At 72.7% G+C, this 18,324-nt stretch carries 15 protein-coding genes; 6 read left to right on the top strand and 9 right to left on the bottom strand.

Translation table 11 applies throughout. The features are described 5' to 3' along the window. Window positions 1-281 precede the first annotated feature (281 nt). From ACO03V_RS02375 to ACO03V_RS02395, 5 genes are all read left to right on the top strand, one after another. On the top strand, window positions 282-1,352 hold the full coding sequence (locus ACO03V_RS02375; protein ID WP_423136466.1) for a LacI family DNA-binding transcriptional regulator: 1,071 nt from the start codon (window positions 282-284) through the stop codon (window positions 1,350-1,352). A 250-nt stretch (window positions 1,353-1,602) separates the two neighbouring features. Continuing rightward, a complete protein-coding gene (locus tag ACO03V_RS02380; protein WP_367734155.1) occupies window positions 1,603-1,740 on the top strand; it encodes a hypothetical protein in 138 nt (45 codons plus the stop codon). A gap of 1 nt (window position 1,741) precedes the next feature. Then, on the top strand, window positions 1,742-2,566 hold the full coding sequence (locus tag ACO03V_RS02385) for an FAD binding domain-containing protein (protein ID WP_423136467.1): 825 nt from the start codon (window positions 1,742-1,744) through the stop codon (window positions 2,564-2,566). After that, complete coding sequence (locus tag ACO03V_RS02390) at window positions 2,563-5,631, top strand: molybdopterin-dependent oxidoreductase (RefSeq protein ID WP_423136468.1); 3,069 nt, start codon at window positions 2,563-2,565, stop codon at window positions 5,629-5,631. The genes ACO03V_RS02385 and ACO03V_RS02390 overlap by 4 nt, the downstream gene beginning before the upstream one ends. 34 nt (window positions 5,632-5,665) lie before the next feature. Further along, window positions 5,666-6,436, top strand: coding sequence for a GntR family transcriptional regulator (locus tag ACO03V_RS02395; RefSeq protein WP_423136469.1), 771 nt, complete (start codon window positions 5,666-5,668; stop codon window positions 6,434-6,436). A gap of 83 nt (window positions 6,437-6,519) precedes the next feature. Here the strand turns inward: ACO03V_RS02395 and ACO03V_RS02400 are convergent, their stop codons facing one another. The 9 genes from ACO03V_RS02400 to ACO03V_RS02440 all read right to left on the bottom strand — a co-directional run bounded on the left by ACO03V_RS02400 (window position 6,520) and on the right by ACO03V_RS02440 (window position 17,497). After that, entirely contained in the window at window positions 6,520-7,020 is a 501-nt protein-coding gene (locus tag ACO03V_RS02400; RefSeq protein WP_423136470.1) for a nucleoside deaminase, read from the bottom strand. A gap of 211 nt (window positions 7,021-7,231) precedes the next feature. Next, on the bottom strand, window positions 7,232-8,089 hold the full coding sequence (locus ACO03V_RS02405; protein ID WP_423136471.1) for a PhzF family phenazine biosynthesis protein: 858 nt from the start codon (window positions 8,087-8,089) through the stop codon (window positions 7,232-7,234). A 65-nt stretch (window positions 8,090-8,154) separates the two neighbouring features. Next, window positions 8,155-9,438 (bottom strand): allantoate amidohydrolase, encoded by a 1,284-nt coding sequence (locus ACO03V_RS02410; protein WP_423136472.1) that lies wholly within the window; start codon window positions 9,436-9,438, stop codon window positions 8,155-8,157. Then, complete coding sequence (locus ACO03V_RS02415; RefSeq protein ID WP_423136671.1) at window positions 9,438-10,622, bottom strand: pyridoxal-phosphate-dependent aminotransferase family protein; 1,185 nt, start codon at window positions 10,620-10,622, stop codon at window positions 9,438-9,440. The genes ACO03V_RS02410 and ACO03V_RS02415 overlap by 1 nt, the downstream gene beginning before the upstream one ends. 44 nt (window positions 10,623-10,666) lie before the next feature. Continuing rightward, window positions 10,667-12,361, bottom strand: coding sequence for an AtzH-like domain-containing protein (locus ACO03V_RS02420; RefSeq protein ID WP_423136473.1), 1,695 nt, complete (start codon window positions 12,359-12,361; stop codon window positions 10,667-10,669). Next, window positions 12,361-13,578, bottom strand: a complete 1,218-nt coding sequence (locus ACO03V_RS02425; RefSeq protein ID WP_423136672.1) for an acetamidase/formamidase family protein — start codon at window positions 13,576-13,578, stop codon at window positions 12,361-12,363. The genes ACO03V_RS02420 and ACO03V_RS02425 overlap by 1 nt, the downstream gene beginning before the upstream one ends. Before the next feature lie 17 nt (window positions 13,579-13,595). Next, window positions 13,596-14,930 (bottom strand): allantoinase AllB, encoded by a 1,335-nt coding sequence (gene allB, locus ACO03V_RS02430; RefSeq protein WP_423136474.1) that lies wholly within the window; start codon window positions 14,928-14,930, stop codon window positions 13,596-13,598. Window positions 14,931-14,981: 51 nt separating this feature from the next. Beyond that, complete coding sequence (locus tag ACO03V_RS02435; protein WP_423136475.1) at window positions 14,982-15,821, bottom strand: aspartate/glutamate racemase family protein; 840 nt, start codon at window positions 15,819-15,821, stop codon at window positions 14,982-14,984. Continuing rightward, the gene (locus tag ACO03V_RS02440) at window positions 15,818-17,497 is read right to left on the bottom strand and encodes an NCS1 family nucleobase:cation symporter-1 (RefSeq protein WP_423136476.1); all 1,680 of its coding nucleotides are present in this window, start codon (window positions 17,495-17,497) and stop codon (window positions 15,818-15,820) included. Before ACO03V_RS02440 ends, ACO03V_RS02435 begins: the two co-directional genes overlap by 4 nt. A gap of 159 nt (window positions 17,498-17,656) precedes the next feature. On the opposite strand from ACO03V_RS02440, the gene ACO03V_RS02445 reads away from it, so the two are divergent. After that, a complete protein-coding gene (locus ACO03V_RS02445) occupies window positions 17,657-18,247 on the top strand; it encodes a helix-turn-helix domain-containing protein (protein WP_423136477.1) in 591 nt (196 codons plus the stop codon). The last annotated feature ends 77 nt before the right edge of the window (window positions 18,248-18,324 follow it).

Raw genomic sequence — 18,324 nt, forward strand, 5'->3', positions numbered from 1 at the left:
GAGGTGGTGCACGGGTTGACGCGACGGGGCGGGAGGCGCGGATGCGTCGCGGGTGGAGCGGCGGTGCTGTGGTGGTGCGCGGTTCCGGAAGGCGGTGCGGGGTGGTGCGACGCCTGGCGGCCCCGAGGTGCAGTCGTGATGCGGGTGGTGCGATGGAGCGGCGGTGCTTCTCGACCTGAGACCGGTCTCAATCCGGTAGGCTGAGACCGGTCTCAATTGGTTTCCCGCAACGTACGCCAAGATGGCGGGAATCGTCAACTCACGACACCGGAAGCGAAGCGATGTCTCACGACAGCGACACGGGTACCTCCCGCCGGGAGGTGACGGTCGCCGACGTCGCGGAGGCCGCCGGGGTGGCGAAGGCGACCGCGGCGCGTGCTCTCGGCGATTACGGCGCCGTGAGCGACAGCGTGCGCGACCGAGTCCTGACGGCCGCCGATCGTCTCGGCTACCGCCCCAACGCTCTGGCCCGCACGATGAGCACCGGCCGGTCGAACACCCTCGGCATCGTCGTCGGCGACATCGAGAACCCGTTCTTCGCGCAGGCCACCCGGGGCGCATCCGACGTCGCGAGCGCCGCCGGGCTGGACTTCATCCTCTCCAACTCCGACGAGGACCCGGGCGTCGAGGCGCAGGCCATCGCCGTCCAGCTCGCCAAGCGCGTGGACGGTCTGCTGCTGGCCCCCGCGTCGTCCACCGACCCGTCGAATCTCCGCAGCGTCCTCGATGCCGGGCGCCCCGTCGTACTGTTCGACCGGGTGGTCGAGGGCATCGAGGTGGATGCCGTGATCGCGGCGAACCGCAGCGGAGCCCGCACCGCGACGAGATTGCTCCTGGATGCCGGCCACCGGCGCATCGCGATGATCTCGACGCTCGAGCACGACGACGTCTACCGCGCCGGGGCGATGCTCACGATGTCGTCGGTCGCCGAGCGCGTCGACGGGTTCGTGAGCGCCCTCGCCGAAGCCGGTGTCGCCGATCCCGCGTCGTTCGTCCATCTCAACGCGCGCCGCGACGGTGTCGACACCATCGCGCGGCGGTTGCTGACCGACGGCTCCGGGATCACGGCGGTCATCGGATCCGACAGCCTCATCGCATTGCAGGTGTTCCGTGTCGCGCGGGAGCTGGGGCTCGGCATCCCGAACGATCTGTCGCTGATCGCCTTCGACGACGCCGACTGGACGTGGGTGTCGACCCCCGGTGTCACCGTCATGTCGCAGCCCATCCATGAGATCGGCGCGGAGGCCGCTCGTCTGCTGCTGCGTCGCGTGCGGGGCGATGCGGGTCCGCCCGTGGTGCGGGTGCTGGACCAGAAGCTCATCGAGCGGGGGTCGGTGGCGCCGCCGCGGTGACGCTGCTGCCGCCGCCGCGCCGAACTCCGGAGAAGCGGATGGCGGGGACGCGCGCGGTCCCGCCTCGGCTCGGGAAGACGGGCAACCCCCGAGCCGGACACGGCGCTCCGCGTCAGAACTCAGGAGTTGGGCGAGACCCGCGCCGGGTGCGCCACCCACCGGCGTCGCCGACGATGCAGGAAATGTTCGTGGCGGCAACATCGCCGAAACGCGGCCTGCCTACGCTCGGCACTGCTGCAGCTTCCCGGAGGTGGACATGATCACGGCCGGCATCCCGTTCGGTCCCGACGTCGTCGAGACCGTCGCGCTCGTCGACGACCCGCTGACGCCGATGCGGCGGTCGCCCGTCGACGTCGCGCGCCGTGCCCACGAGACGGCGGCGGACTGACATGGACATCACCACCGTCACGTCGTATCGCGCCGCCCGCACCCGCGCCGACCTCGCCCTGCGCCCGGGAGAGGTCGTCATCGCCGGCGGGACCTGGCTCATGAGCGAGCCGCAGCCCGAGACCACCGGCTTCGTCGACCTGACCACCCTCGCCTGGCCCGACATCGAGATCACCGCCGCCGGCCTCCGCATCGGCGCGACCTGCACGATCGCGCGTCTGCTCGCGTGGGTGGAGCGCGAGGCCCCGGCGGACTGGACGTCTCTCGCCCTCGCCCGGCCCGCCGCCGATGCGCTGCTCGCCTCCTTCAAGATCTGGAACACCGCCACCGTCGGCGGCAACGTCTGCCAGGCCTTCGCGGCCGGCGCGATGATCTCCCTGCTCTCGACCCTGGATGCTACGGCGGTGGTGTGGACGCCGGACGGGGGCGAGCGCCGGGTCGCCGTCGCCGACCTGGTGATCGACAACCAGGCAACCTCGCTCGCACACGGGGAAGTGCTGCGCGCGCTCGACGTCCCCGCGCACGCGCTGCGGTCGCGGGTCGGCCTGCGCAAGATCGCGCTCGCCGAGCTGGGCCGTTCCGGCGCCGTCGTCACCGCCCGCGTCGACCCGGACGGTGCCGCCGTGTTCGTCGTGACCGCCTCCGTGCGCCGGCCGCGCGTGCTGCGGTTCGCGCGTGTGCCGGGACCGGGAGAGCTACGGGATGCCGTGGCCTCGGCCACCGATTTCTACACCGATCCGCTGGGCAGCGCCGACTGGCGCCGCGGGGTGAGCGTCGTTCTGGCCGAGCGGCTGCGCACGCAGTTCGCGAAGGAGGCCGCCGCGTGAGGTTCGAGGTCAACGGGGCCGTCGTCGAGACGGATCCCCGTCCGGGTCAGTGCGCGCGGACGCTCCTGCGCGAGACCGGCCACGTCGAGGTGAAGAAGGGCTGCGACGCCGGCGACTGCGGCGCGTGCTCGATCCTCCTCGACGGCGAGCCGACGCACTCGTGCATCGTGCCGGCCATGCGGCTGGACGGGCGGTCGATCACCACGGCGGCGGGCCTCGCTCCCGGCGACGAGCTCCACCCGGTGCAGGAGGCTCTTGCGACGGGCTTCGGCTTCCAGTGCGGATTCTGCACGCCGGGCATGAGCGTGACGGCATCCACGCTCTCCGCCGACGACCTGCCGGACCTCGATCGCCGGATGAAGGGAAACCTCTGCCGCTGCACCGGGTACCGGCCCATCCGCGAGGCGATCCGGGCATCCGTGCTCGGGCCGGTGCGCGAGACCGGCGGCGCCGCGTCCGGCGGCTCTGCCTGCGTGACCCCCGCAGCTCCCGAGGCTGCGCGCTGCAGCGATGGCTTGGCGCAAACCCACGCCGAACCCGGCGCCGGGCGTACATCTGCGCCAAGTCACGGCAATGGCATCCCCGCGGCCCCCGGCGATGGCTTGGCGCAAACGCACGCCGAACCCGGCGCCGGGCGTACATCTGCGCCAAGTCACGGCAATGGCATCCCCGCGGCCCCCGGCGATGACTTGTCGCAAACGCACACCGAGACCGGCGCCGGGCGTACATCTGCGGCAAGTCACGGCCATGGCATCCCCGGGGGAGGAAAGGTCGGCAGCTCCGTCGTGCCCGAGGCCGCCCGCCGGATCGTGCAGGGACGCGAGCCGTACACCTTCGACGAGCCAGTGCCCGGCGGGCCCCCGCTGGTGCTCCGCGTCGTCACGTCGCCGCACCCGCACGCGCGCATCGTGTCGATCGACACGGCCGCCGCCCTCGCCGTCCCGGGCGTCGTCGCGGTGTTCACGCACGAGGACGCCCCGGACGTCCGCTACTCCACCGGACGCCACGAGCACCGCACCGACGACCCCGACGACACGCGCATGCTCGACGACGTCGTGCGGCACGTCGGGCAGCGCGTCGCGGCGGTCGTCGCCGACACGGCGGAGGCGGCGGACGCAGGATGCCGCGCCGTCACGGTCGCATACGAGGTCCTGCCCGCCGTGTTCGATCCGGACCAGGCCCGCACGCCCGGCGCTCCCCTCCTGCATCCCGACCGCACGCCCGAGGAGCGGGTGATGGATGCCGGCCGGAACGTCGTCGCGGGATTCCACCTCGGCCACGGCGGTGACATCGACGCGGCCCTCGCGGCCAGCCACACGACGGTGACCGGCGAGTGGCGCTCGTCGCGCGTCACGCACGCCGCCCTGGAGACGCACGGCGCGGTCGGCTGGCTCGACGACGACGGCCGGCTCGTCGTCCGATCCTCCACGCAGGTGCCGTTCCTCGTCCGCGACGAGCTCGCGCACATCTTCGACCTCGCGCACGACCGCGTCCGCGTCTACGCCCCCCGCGTCGGCGGCGGCTTCGGCGGCAAGCAGGAGCTCTTCACCGAGGACCTCACCGCCCTGGCGGTGCTCGCCCTCGGCCGGCCGGTCGCGTACGAGTACTCGCGCACCGACCAGTTCGTCCGCGCGTCGCTGCGGCATCCGATGCGCGTCCGGGCGACCCTGGGGGCGGACGCCGACGGCACCCTCACCGCCATGAAGCTCGACGTGCTCAGCGACACCGGCGCCTACGGCAACCACGCCATCGGCGTGCTGTTCCACTCGTGCGCGGAGTCGACGACGCTGTACCGCGTCCCGACGAAGTGGATCGACGCCGAGGCCGTCTACACGAACAACCCGCCGTCGGGCGCGTTCCGCGGGTACGGTCTCGGGCAGGTCGTCTTCGCCGTCGAGTCGGCGATGGACGCCCTCGCCATCGAGCTGGGCATCGACCCCTTCGATCTCCGCCGCCTCAACGCGGTGCGCGAGGGCGACTCGCTCCACCCCGATGTCGGCGAGGAGTCGCACGAGGAGGACCTCGTCTGGGGCAGCTACGGGCTCGACCAGTGCCTCGACCTGGCGCAGGACGCGCTGCGGCGCGGCAACGGCGTCGACGCCCCCGCGGGATGGCGGGTCGGCGAGGGCATGGCCGCGGCGATGATCGCGACGATGGCCCCGCGCGGGCACATCGCGCACACGACGGCGACGCTCCGCCCCGACGGGACCTTCCTGCTGCGGGTGGGCACCGCGGAGTTCGGCAACGGCACCTCCACCGTGCACCGGCAGATCGCGGCGACCGTCCTCGATGCCGCGCCCGACCGGCTGGAGCTGTGGGCCGCCGACACCGACGCCGTCCGGCACGACACGGGAGCGTTCGCGTCGGCCGGGACCACCGTCGCCGGCAAGGCCCTGCACGCCGCGTGCACCGTGCTGCGCCGTCGGATGATCGACATCGCCGCGGAACTCGTCGGGGCGGATGCCGCGGGGGCCACGCTCGTGGCATCCGGGGTCCGCGTCGGCGACGAGGTCGTCCCGTGGGCGCGCGTGATCGCGGCCGCCCCGGCGGATCAGGTGGATGCCACGGGTCTCACGGCCGACGGTGCCGAGTTCGGCGACTTCCGCTCGCTGGCGTTCAACGTGCACGCGGTGCGGGTCGCGGTCGATCCGGAGACCGGGACGGTGAAGGTGCTGCAGTCGGTGCAGACCGCCGACGCCGGCGTCGTGATCAACCCGGCGCAGTGCCGCGGGCAGATCGAGGGCGGCGCCGCGCAGGCCCTCGGCGGCGCGCTGTACGAGGAGGTGTACGTGGAGGACGGCGTGGTGCTGAACCCGGTGTTCCGCACGTATCGGGTGCCGCAGTTCGCGGACGTGCCGGACACCGAGGTGTACTTCGCCGAGACCGACGACAGCCTCGGCCCGTTCGGCGCGAAGTCGATGAGCGAGTCGCCGTACAACCCGGTCGGCGCGGCGATCGGCAACGCCGTGTCCCGCGCGCTCGGGCGGCGGGGATACGAGCTCCCCTTCTCGCGCGACCGCGTGTGGCGGCTGGCCGGCGGCGCCCCTTCGCCCGCTACCGTGTGACGGGCGCCGCCCCGCCGACGACCGAGAGGCCGCTGTGACCGCATTCCCGCCCCTTCCCCCGCCTCGGGCCGAGGGCGAGAGCCTGCGGGTGCAGCACGGTCTGCTCCGTCATGTGCGTGAGGCCGCGGCATCCGGCGCACCGCTCCCGGGCGAGCTCGATCTGACCGCCCGGCTGGGCTGCACCCGCCAGCAGCTGCGCCGCGCGATGGCCGCACTGGAAGCCCCGGGGATCGTCCGGCGGCGTCAGGGGTCGGTCACGACCGTCGACCCGATCGCGCTGCGTCTGAGCGTGCGGCTGGAGGAGCAGTTCGACCACGCCGAGCTGCTGGACCGGCTGGGGTACCGGGCGGAGGTGGAAACCCTCGCGGTCCGCCAGGTGGAGCTCGGCGCCGACTCCGCGGCCGTGATGGAGCTCGCCCCGAGCACCCCCGCCCTGGCCGTCCGCAAGCGCTGGCGGGCCGACGGCACCGTGGCGATGATCGCCGACGACGTGGTGCCGCTCGCGGGGGAGATGCCGGAGGATGCCGCGGAGTCGGTCTTCACCGTCGCCGCGCGCATCTGGGGCGAGCCGATCATCTGGGAGGTCGCCACACCGGGGGTCTTGGCGCTCGATCCCGCCCTGGCCGACCTCTTCGAACGCCCCGTGGGCACCCCCGTCATGACCCTGGAGGTCATCGGCATCGGTGCCAGCGGCCGGCGGCTGCTGCACAGCCGGGAGTATCACGACCCGACGCTGGTGTCCTACGCCTTCGTGCGCACGGTCCGCCCACCGTGGGGCGGGGCGGCGCGGCCGCCGCGGGGCTGACGGCCCGGGGACTCCGGCCTGCCGCGGGGTCCGACTCGGACCGCTCCGACAGTGACCAGGGCAGCGTCTGCGGCGCGACCGCCTCAGACCCAGAAGCCCTCGTGCGCCCGGGCGGCCTCGTCCTCGAGCAGAGGCCCGACGACCTCGATCGTCCGCTGGCCGCGGGCGAAGACCTCGCGACAGGGCAGCGAGAAAGTCGGGTTCTCGGGGTGGTCTCCGGTCAGCACCAGCAGACGCTCCTCGGACAGGGCGTAGACGACCCGATCGATGCCGCACCAGTAGACCGCGCCCGCGCACATGGCGCACGGCTCGGCACTGGTGAAGAGGGTGGTCCCCGCCATGTTGTCCGGTCCGAGCGCGCGGAACGCGGCCGCGACGGCGCGCATCTCGGCGTGCTGCGTGGGGTCGCCCTCCGGGGGAAGCGAATTGTTGCTGGCGGAGCTCACGACCTCGCCGGCCGCGGTCACCACGATGGCGCCGAACGGGTGGGCGCCCTCGTCGCGGGAGCGTTCTGCGACCGCGATGCTCTGGCGGACGAACGCCAGATCAGCCGGGGCGAGGTCGTCGGTGTGGTCGGTCGTCACGGGGCTCCTTGTGAACAAGTCAGGTGGGACGAGGGGGATGTCTCCCATCCTGTCCTCGGTGTGTTGCAGTGTCATTACGCAAGGCGAACGGTTCGGGCCCCACTTGTCGACAAGTGCCGGACGGGGTGGGAGGGGGCGTGTCCCACTTCGTGCAGGGAACACCCCTCCCACCCGCACGAAGTGGGACATGCCGGTCCGGGCCGGCGCGGGGTCAGAGGGGCGTCGCCGTCCCCCGCACATGGATGCCACCGGATGCCGGGACCTCGACCTCCAGCACGCTCGGCCGGCCGATGTGCCGACCCTGGCGCACGGTGAAGCCGAACGGCGCCGGGACGCCGACGCGGTCGCGGAGGTACGCGCCCAGCGAGGCCGCGGCGGAGCCCGTGGCGGGGTCCTCGGTGATGTCCGCGACGGGGAACAGATTGCGCGCCTCGATGACGACGCCGTCGGCGATGTCGGCGTCGACGTGCAGGACGATGACCGTGCCCTTCCAGCCGCGTTCGTCGAGCAGGGCGCGAACGGCGGCCGGGTCGAAGGCGAAAGAGTCGAAGACGACGCGGGAGGCGATCGCGACCACGGGGTGCAGGTTGCCGGCGAAGGACTGGGCGAGCGGCATCCGGTCGTCCAGGTCGTCCCGGGTCAGTCCGAGGAGCGTCAGCAGGCGGTCCGCCACGTCGTCCTCGAGGTCGATGACGTAGGGCTCCACGCTGGTGAACCCGGCGGTCACGTGCCCGTCGTCGGCGCGGGCGGTGATCACCTCCACCCTTCCGGCCGCGGTGTCGAAGAGGAACGCCCCGGGGCCCTCCGCCTCGGCGAGCGCGACGGCGGTCGCGATGGTGGCGTGCCCGCAGAACGGGACCTCGGCGTCGGGAGAGAAGTAGCGCACGTCGACGCGCCGTCCGTCCCGGGCCCCGACGAAGGCCGTCTCGGGATGTCCGAGGTCGGCCGCGATGCGCTGCATGTCGGCCACGGTGAGGGTCCGCGCGTCGAGGACGACGCCGGCCGGGTTGCCGCCGCCGGGTTCGGCGGCGAAGGCGAGGAGCTCGAGCAGGGCGGGGGCGTCGGTCATCCGTCGATTCTCCCGCTCTCGCAGCGATAGGCGAGGGGCCACCGGCCGACGCGTGGACGCATCGGTCAGCGAGGCTCGGCGGCGAGGTGCAGCACCGCCTCGGCGAGGGCCTGGATGCCGACGGCGACGTCGTCGCCGGAGACGGCCTCGTCGGGATGGTGGCTGATGCCGTCGGGGTTGCGGAGGAAGAGCATGCCGACGTCGGTGATCGCGCCGATGGACATCGCGTCGTGTCCGGCGCGGCTGAAGAGCGTCGGGGCCTCCCCGCCGATGCCGGCGCGGACGACGTCCTGCAGCAGCGGGGCGCAGAACACGGCGGGGGCGCTGTGCACCTCGCGCGCCTGCCAGCTCAGCCCGCGGCGTCCCATGATGGCATCCAGCTCCCGGGCGATCTCGTCCCAGGTGTGGTCACGGGTGTCGTCGAACTCGCCGCGCAGGTCGAGGGAGAAGTGCGCCTCCCCCGGCACGACGTTGACCGCTCCGGGGAACGCCTCCAGCTGCCCGACGGTGCCGACGATGTGGTGCTCGCCGCGGCAGATGCGTTCGACGGCGAGTGCCGCCTCGCTCGCCCCCAGCAGGGCGTCGCGGCGCATGTCGTAAGGGGTGCCGCCGGCGTGGCGCGCCTCCCCTTCGACGATCAGCTGGAACCGGCGTGCCGACGCGATCGACGACACCGCGGCGAGCGCCTGGCCGCTGCGGTGCAGCTCCGGTCCCTGCTCGATGTGGGCTTCCAGGTAGGCGACGAGCTCGTCCGGTCGCCGCGCGGCCTCGCCGACACGCCCCGGGTCGAGACCGAACTCGCGGAACGCCTCGCGCAGGGTGACGCCGTCCTCGTCGGCGAGATCCCACCACGACGCCTCCCATTGCCCCGCGACGGCGGAGGAGCCGAGCAGCGCCTTGCCGAAGCGCGTGCCCTCCTCATCGCTGAAGGCGATGACCTCGAGCGCGAACGGGAAGGGACTGGATGCCACCCCGTCGTCGTCCCGTCGACGGACGAGCCGCACGACCTCGAGCGCCATGAGAACCCCGATGATGCCGTCGAAGCGGCCGGCATCCGGAACCGTGTCGAGGTGAGATCCGAGGAGGAGCGCCGGGGCGTCGGGGATTCCGAGGGGCGCGAGGCGTCCCACCTGATTGCCCGCGGCGTCCTGCCGCGTCGTCATCCCGAGCTCGCGCATCCATTCGGCCGCGAGCCGGTTCACGCGGGCGTGCTCGGGCGAGAGGTAGACCCGCGTGATGCTCCCGGGCGTGGACGTGACGCGCGCGAGCTCCTCGCACCGGGCCATCACGCGCCGGGCCGCCGCCGCGATGAGCTCGGGCGGCACCTGCAGGCGCGTGGCGAGCGCCATCAGAGGGCCGCTCCGTAGACGTCCTGAGCCGCCTCGACGCCGCCGCCCGCGGGGACCGCCGCACCGTGCCGGCGGAGGACCGCCTCCAGAGCGGCGAGCGTGGTGAGAACGGCGTCCGTGCGGGCGTTGTATCCCATCGTGCCGATGCGCCAGACCCGGCCGTGCAGGGGCCCGAACGAGGTGCCGATCTCGATGCCGAAGTCGGTCAGCAGCTCGGCCCGCACGGCGTCGCCGACGACGCCCTCGGGGATCTCGACCGCGACCACGTTGGTCATCTTGTGCGCGACGTCGCCGAAGACGGTGAGGCCCAGACCCTGCACCCCGGCGAGCATCGCGTCGCCGTGCAGGCGGTGGCGGTCGATGACGGCATCCCGACCCTCGAGCAGGAGGACGCGGGCGCATTCGCGTGCGCCGTACAGCATCGTCGTGGCCTCGGTGTGGTGGTTGAGGCGCCGCGGACCCCAGTAGTCGAGGATCATCGCCAAGTCGAAGTAGTTGGACCGGATGAAGTCGGACGACACGGCGTCCCCCTCTTCGCGGATCCCGGCCTCGACACGGGCGCGCGAGCGCGCGACCTCGACGGCGCGCTCCGACAGGCTGATGGGCGCCGAACCGGACGGCCCGCCCAGGCACTTCTGCAGGCCCGCGGTCGCGGCATCCAGCCCCCATCCGTCCATCTCGAAGGGGTTGCCGCCGAGCGAGGCGGTGGCGTCCGTGTAGAACAGGGCGCCGTGCGCGCGGCAGATCTCGCCGATCTCGTCGAGCGGCTGCAGCATCGTGGTGGACGTGTCGCCCTGGACGCAGGCGACGAGGTGCGGCTGCACGCGCTCGATCGCCTCGCGGATGGCGGAGACGGGGAACACCTGGCCCCACGGCACCTCGATCGTGTGCACCTCGGCGAGCGCACGCTCGGCGATCTCCGCCAGAAGGTGGCCGAACCGGCCGAAGACGGGGACGAGCACGCGGTCGCCGGGGCGCACGAGCGACACGATCGCCGCCTCGATGCCCGCGCGGCTCGTGCCGTCGATGAGCAGCGTGGCCTCGTTCCGGGTGCCCCAGACCTGGCGGTAGAGCTCCTGCGTCTCGTTCATCGTCGAGGTCATGAACGGGTCGTACTGGCCGACGAGCGGCGCGCCCATCGCCCGCAGGACGCTCGGGTAGGCCGAGATCGGACCCGGCCCCATGAGCAGGCGGGCGGGCGGGTCGATCGGGCCGGGGATGGTGCTGTTCACGAGATCTCCGTGGGACGAGAGCGGATGGATGCCACGAGTGCGGCGACACGTCGGGCGAGGCGGACGAGGGCGATGTCGGTGCCGGCGCGCGAGACGAGGCAGACGCCGACGGGTGCGGGCCCGGCGGCCGTCGGCAGGGTCAGCAGCGGCACCGAGATGGACGGCAGCCCCGCGACGGCGGCGGGCGCCGTCATGCGCAGCGTCGCGGACCGCACGGCGTCGATGTCGGCGGTGCGCTGCGGTGCCGGACCGGGAACGGTCGGGAACATCATCACGGCCCCGTCGACCAGCTCGGTCAGGTGCGCGGCGATGGACTCCAGCTCGCCCCGCGCGGCGGACTCCTCGGCGGCGGTGATGCCGGATGCGAGGCGGAAGCGGTCGGCGACGGCGGCACCCATGGCGTCCGGGTGGGCACGCACCCAGTCGCCGTTGTTGCGCCACGCCTCGGCTCCCTGCACGGTGCGGAACGCAGCGAAGGTGGCATCCAGGTCGCCGGTGTGGACGGCGCGGAACGACGGCGGGTCGTCCGAGGCGGAGAGCGCCGCCAGCAGGCGCGAGAAGGCCTCCCGGGTCGCGGGCTCGGCGCACGCGAGGATCTCGTCCGGCACGAGGAAGCGCCACGGCAGGTCGTCCTGCGAGGCGCCGAGGACGTTCTCGGTGGATGCCGAGGAGTCGTAGCTCAGGCACCAGTCGGCCACGCGCTGCAGCGTCTCGCCGTCGCGGGCGAGCCACCCGATCGTGTCGAACGACTGCGCCAGCGGCAGCATGCCCTGACGCGGGACGAGGTCGTGCGTCGTGCGCAGTCCCCAGAGGCCCTGATAGGAGGCGGGGACTCGGATGGAGCCGGCGGTGTCGGTCGCGAGACCGATGTCGGCGTGCCCGGCGGCGACGGCCGAGGCGGGTCCGCTGGACGAGCCGCCGGGCAGCGCCCCGACCACCGCGCCATTGGGCGGGGTGCCGTAGTGGACGTTGTCGCCGGCGATCGAGTAGGCGAACTCGTCGGTGCGGGCGATGCCGCGGAGGGAGGCTCCGCCGCGCAGCAGATCGGCGACCGCGGGCGCCGTCGCCTTCTCGGGGCGCGCCTCCTCCAGGAACGCGGGGTTGCCCGCACCGATGCGGAATCCCGCGATCGCGAAGAGGTCCTTCACCGCGACGGTGAGCCCGGCGAGCGGACCCTCCCACGCGCCCTGCAGGAACGGGTCGCCGACACTGCGCCAGATCGTGCGGTCCAGGGCGGGCGTCCGGGGCGTCACGTGCGCGGCCGTGATGAGCCAGTGCCCGTCGATCCGCTGCCACACCTGCGTCTGCAGGCCCCGACCCCCGCCGTCGAAGCGCGAGACCGACACCAGCAGGGCGACGTCGCCGTCGCTGCTGGGACCCCCGACGGCGGCGGTGGAAAGCGGGCGGTAGTGGATCTCGGAGATCTCGCGCGGCGGCACGCCCCCGCGCAGCGAGCGGAAGCCGCTGATGGCGTCGTGCCCGACGAGCAGCCCCGCCGCGTCGCCGCGCAGGGTGTCCGTGCCCGGGGCGAAAGACGCGTCGAGCGCATCGAGGTCGTTCGCGATGATCGCGCGCTCGTACGCGTCGAACGCCGCCTTGAGGTCGTCGGGCAGGGACGGGTGCGGCCCGGTGGACGGAGCGACGGGCGCTGCCGGCGCCGCGACGGCGGAGTCCTCGCTGCGGAGCGTCATCAGGCCTCCTCTCGGCCGGAGACCTCCGGCGTTCCGGCGGCCTCGCGCGCAGCAGTCGGCGTCCCCTCGCGGAGCGGCTCGGGTTCGACGGCGGGGACGCCCGCGAAGTCGGACTCGCGGATGCGTGCGTGGACACCCGAGACGATGTCGACGACCTGCGAGATGTCGAAGTCCGTCGCGGCGCTGAGATACGCGTAGGCCAGGTGCTCGTCCATGCCCCAGCGGCCGTCGATCAGGGCGAGCGACGCCCGCACGCACGCACGCATCGCGGCATCGAGATCGGGATCGAGGCCGGTCGGCACGAGGTATTCAGGGGTACGGACGAGCGGTCCGGTGACCTCGCCGAATGCCGCGCGGGCGGCATCCGCGGGGATGACGTCGAACCGCAACGTGGCCCGCAGCGACGCCTCCAGCGCGGTGAGCGCGACCTCGCCGTCGCCCTGCGCGAAGTGCGGGTCGCCGACGTAGGCGAGCGCCCCCTCGACCTGGACGGGCAGGAACAGCGTCGTCCCCTCCACGAGCAGGTTGATGTCGATGTTGCCGCCGTGCGTCCCGGGCGGGACGGAGTGCGGCCGGTCGTCGCCGGCGACGGCGACGCCCATGGTGCCGAGGAACGGCGCGAGCGGGAACGCCACGACCGGTTCGGCGCCCGCGGCCACGGGCAGCGTCCCGTGCAGCACGCCGTCGCGCACGGCCACCGCGGAGAAGACGCTGACGTTGTGCTCGCTGCGGGGCAGCTCACCGACCAGGGCGCCCTTGCCGTGACGGTTCGAGATGACGCCGTACGGCACGCGCGGGACCAGCGCCTCGACGGTGATACGCAGCAGGTCGCCCGGTCGCGCACCGCGCACGTGCACGGGGCCCACGACCACGTGCGGACCGTCGGCGAAGGGGTCGCGGGCGACGGATGCCGCGATCTCGATCGCGTCGTCGAGGACCTCGTCCGCGGGGACGCCGTGCCCCGCGAAGAACCCGCGCGGGTCCTTGCCCTGGTCGTCGAGGATGCCCTCGTGGCTGACGGTGTCGAAGGTGACGCTCTCACCGGAGGCGATCTCGAGGACGGCCGCGTCGGAGGCGCAGGGCAGTCGGCCCCACAGCACGGTCTCCGGGGTGGCGCGCACGTAGTGGTCGCCGGGGATGGGGCCCACCCCGGGCTGCAGGATCGGCACCGGTCCGGCCGCCGGGCGGGAGGCGGCGTTTCCTGTGGACCCGGCCACCGCGGTCTCGGCGGCGCTCACGCGTCCACCACGGAGGCCGCGCTCAGCAGCTCCCGTCCCGCACGACGCGTCACCGCGTCTCCCCGACGGTAGACGGGCTCCCCCCGCAGCCAGGTCTCGCGGACCACGCCGGTCAGCGTCTGTCCGTGCCACGGCGAGACCGGGTTGCGGTACTCGAGGGCGGCGGCATCCACGACGAACTCCTCCTCGGGGGCGAAGACGGCCAGGTGCGCCGGCGCGCCGGGGGCGATGACGCCCAGACCGTCGAGTCCGGCGATGCGGGCCGGGCCGGTGGTCAGCAGCGGGAGGAGGGTGGACAGTGGGATGCCGCGGGACAGCGCGGCCGTGTGCACCGACGAGAGCCCCGTCTGAACTCCCGCGATGCCGCCCCAGGCGAGCCCGAAGTCGGGGTTGCCCTTCAGCTCGGCCGTGGCCGGCGAGTGGTCGCTGACGATCGCGTCGATGGTCCCGTCGACGACGCCCGCCCAGAGGAGGTCGCGATTGCCGGCGCCGCGGATGGGCGGGCAGCACTTGAAGGCGCCCGCGCCGTCCGGCACCTCCGCGGCATCCAGGGTCAGGTAGTGCGGGCAGGTCTCGACGGTGAGCCGGACGCCCTCCGCCTTCGCCGCACGCACGTCGTCGAGGGCTCCGCCGTCGGAGACGTGCACGATGTGCGCTCGAGCGCCCGTGCGGCGCGCGGCGTCGATGACCCGCCGGATCGCCGCCCGCTCGCTCATCGGCGGGCGGCTGGCCTCGAAGTCCCGGTAGCGCGGACCGAGGGCGCCGTCGTCGTGAAGGTGGGCGGGGTCCTCGGCGTGGACGATGAGCAGGCCGTCGAACTCCGCGAGCTCGGCGAGGCATCGCTCGAGCTGCTCGGCATCGAGGTGACCGAACTCGTCGATCCCGCTCGGGGACAGGAAGCACTTGACGCCCACCACGCCGGCGTCGGCGAGGGCCCGCAGGGAGCCGAGGTTCTCCGGGACGGCGCCGCCCCAGTAGGCCACGTCGACCGCGAGCTTGCCCACGGCCGCGGCGCGCTTGGCATCCAGGGCCTCCACCGTCGTGGTGACGGGCGAGCTGTTGAGGGGCATGTCGACGACCGTCGTCACTCCCCCGGCCGCCGCGGCGGCGGTGCCGGTGGCGAATCCCTCCCACTCGGTGCGACCGGGCTCGTCGAGGTGCACGTGCGAGTCGACCAGGCCGGGCAGCAGGGCCTCGTCGACGGCCAGCACCCGGTCGGCGGCGGGGTCGAAGGGCGTCACCGCGGTGATGACGCCGTCGTCGACGACGACCGTCGCGGGAGAGAAGGCCCCGTCGACGAAGACCCGTCGGGCGGCGATTCGTGTGCTCATGCCGACCACGCTATGCGCCGTGCGTTTCGCAGATGTAACCGTCATCAACATTCATGCGAAAACCGCCGCATTCTTCACCTGGGGAGGAGAGGTGTGGCCACCCGGCGACGTCGAGGCCGTGACGGCAGGCGGCGTCGCGCCGTCCGAAAGTGGCCCCGGGGCGCCGGAGGTGGCCGCGGGGCCACCCGCGAGCACGCGGGGCGGCAGCGCGTACTCGTCGCGCTTGCTCGTCCCGAGGCCCATGCGCACCATCCCGGATGCCATCCCCACCGCGGCCGCGACCCCGTCGACGACCGGCACGCCGACCCGGAGCGTCAGCTCCGCGCACAGGTCGGCCATTCCGGCGCAGCCGAGGACCACGACGTCGGCCCCGCCCTCGACGGCCTCGGCGCTCGCACGCTCGATGGTCGTCACGGCATCCGATCCGGTGTCCTCCAGGTCCAGGACCGGGATGCCGGTCGCGGCCAGCGACACGCAGGCTCGCTCCATCCCGTACCGCGCGACGAGGTCGTGCGCGCGCCCGAGCGTGCGGCTCAGCGTCGTCACGACACCGAAGTGCCGGCCCGAGACCGCCGCGAGGTGCATCGCCGCCTCCGCGATCCCCACCACGGGGACGGAGACGAGCTCTCGAGCGGCATCCAGGCCCGGATCACCGAAGCAGGCGATGACGTACGCGTCGGCCGGGGCCCCGCCGTCGCGGTCCGCCGCGATCAGCTCGACCACCGCGGCGGCGGCCGCGATCTCGTCGGTGTGGCTCTCGATCGCGTCGGCGCCCGTCAGGGGACACACGGCGTCGATGTCGACGTCGGGTCCCGCCACCCCCCGGGCGGCGTCCGCGATCTTCGCGGTCATCGCCCGGGAGGTGTTGGGGTTGATCAGGAGGATCCTCACGCGGGCGCGCCCGTCGCCGGGGGCGTCGCGGCGGAGCCGAACGGCGCCGCGGTCGAGGTCGACGCGACCGGGAGCGCACCGGAGATGGCCGCCGGCTCGGAGGCCGCGGTGGCCGCGGCCCCGTCGACGGTGCCGTCCGAGATGCCCTCGGTCTCGCCGTCGAAGGTGGGGATGCGCGGGTCCATGCGCTCGAAGAGGAGGAACAGGACGTAGCCGAGGCCGCAGCCGATGAACCAGCTGTAGTCGCTGACGGCGGACACATTGAAGAGGCCGAGGTCGGCGAAGAGCTTCGGGAAGATCGCGATCGCCACGGTCGGCACACCGGCCGCGATGACGGCCTTGACGGCGTTCGGGTTGAAGCCGTTCCGGTACCAGTAGGGGCCCTTGGCATCCATCGTGAACATCGCATCCACCTTCACGCGCTGACGGGCGGCGATGTAGTAACCGGCGATCAGGATGCCGAAGAGGGGGCCGATCAGCGCGCCGAGGACGCCGAGCGAGTAGTGGATGGCGTCGGCGTTGGAGTACCAGTTCCACGGCATGAGGAAGGTCGAGCCGACGGCGGCGATCATGCCGCCCGCGCGCCACGAGATCTTTTTCGGGGCGACGTTGGAGAAGTCGAAGGCCGGCGAGATGAAGTTCGCGACGATGTTGATGCCGACCGTCGCGGTGACGAAGGTCAGGCCGCCCAGGAGGATCGCGAAGGGCGTGTCGATCTGCTCGACCGTCTTGATCGGGTCGGTGATCAGCGCGCCGAACACCGGAACCGTCGCGGATGCCGTGATGACGGTGAGCAGCGAGAAGAAGAGGAAGTTGATCGGCAGGCCCCAGAAGTTGCCCTTCTTGACCGCCTCGAAGCTCTTGCCGTAGCGGGCGAAGTCGCCGAAGTTCAGCATCGGCCCCGAGAAGTAGGACACCACGAGGGCGATCGCCGCGAACATCACCGGGATCGAGGCCCAGAAGTCGAGCTGCGTCGTCGACAGGGTGAAGGAGATGTTCTGGATGCCGGCCTGCGAGACCAGGTAGACGGCGAGCACGATCATGACGAGGTACACGGCGGGACCGGCCCAGTCGATGAAGCGGCGGATGACCTCCATGCCGTTCCAGAACAGCAGGAACTGCGCGAACCACAGGATGCCGTACGAGATCCAGCCCAGCGCCGACAGCCCCGCGAACGAGACGTCGAGCAGCGCGGCCGAGCCCGGGACGAACTTGAGGAACACGATGTTCAGCGACTCCGCCGCGAGGAAGGTCTGCACGCCGTACCAGGCGATCGCGATGAGCCCGCGGATGATCGCCGGGATGTTCGCCCCGCGGATGCCGAACACCACGCGGTTGATGACGGGGTAGGGCACGCCCGTCTTCTGGCTCGGCTTGGCGACCATGTTCGCGAAGACCTGGACGATGACGATGCCGGCGATGAGGGCCACGAGCACCTGCCAGGACTGCAGGCCGAGCGCGAACAGCGAGCCGGCCGTGACGTAGCCGCCGACGGAGTGCACGTCGCTCATCCAGAACGCGAAGATGTTGTAGCTCGACCACTTCTGCTTCCGCAGCGGGGCGAGGTCCTCGTTGGCGAGCCGGTCGTCGTACTGCGGCTTCATGTTGCCGCCCCCGTGGGGGTGTCCGGCCGCCTCCACGAGATCGTGGGGACCGGTGAGCGGTGTCGTGGTCATGTCTTTCCTCTCAGGACGATGGATGCCACGACGTGGAGTCCGCGGCCAGAGTGGTGCACTGATGTGAAGTTATGGGTTCACGCCGCCCCCTCGGTTTCGTGTGTGTAACGAGCATGTGAAGTCGGTCCTTCACACCGCGGTCGCTCCTAGACTCGGGGCATGTCGTCGCCCGCCACCGAGGCCCCCGCGAGCGTCGGGACGCGGATCCGCGAGCTCCGGCAGGCGCGCGGTATCTCGGCCCGCGCCCTCGCCGCTGCCCTGGACATCTCCCCCAGCGCCGTCTCGCAGATCGAGCGCGGGGTCCTGCAGCCGAGCGTCTCGCGGCTCATCGCCATCACCGACGCCCTCGGCGTCCCCCTCGTGGCGGCTTTCGATCCGGCATCCGGTCGCCCGTCCGAACCGGTGGGACCGTCCGGCTTCACGCTGCAGCGTGCCGGGCAGTCGGCTGACATCGTCCTGGACAGCGGGGTGTCCTTCCGCCGGCTCACCCCCGGCACTTCGCCCGGCGTCGACTATTTCGAGTCGATCTACCCGCCGGGGGCGTCCGCGCACGGGGCCGACGGGCTGTTCCACCACGAGGGGTACGAGGTCGGCACCGTCGTGGCCGGCGAGCTCACCATCGACTTCGAGGCCGAGCGCGTCGTCCTCCGCGCCGGCGACGCCATCAGCTACCCCTGCTCCGTGCCCCACCGGCTGCACAACGCCGGGGACGTGGATGCCGTGGCGCACTGGCTCATCGTCCACGCCTGAGCCGCACCGTCGCGCGGGCGCAGGTGGCCCCGGGGCCACTTTGCGCGCCCCGGGGCCACTCCGGCACGCGCGACCCG

It is taken from the genome of Microbacterium sp. HMH0099 (assembly GCF_049384025.1).
In the GTDB taxonomy this organism is placed as follows: Bacteria; Actinomycetota; Actinomycetes; order Actinomycetales; family Microbacteriaceae; genus Microbacterium.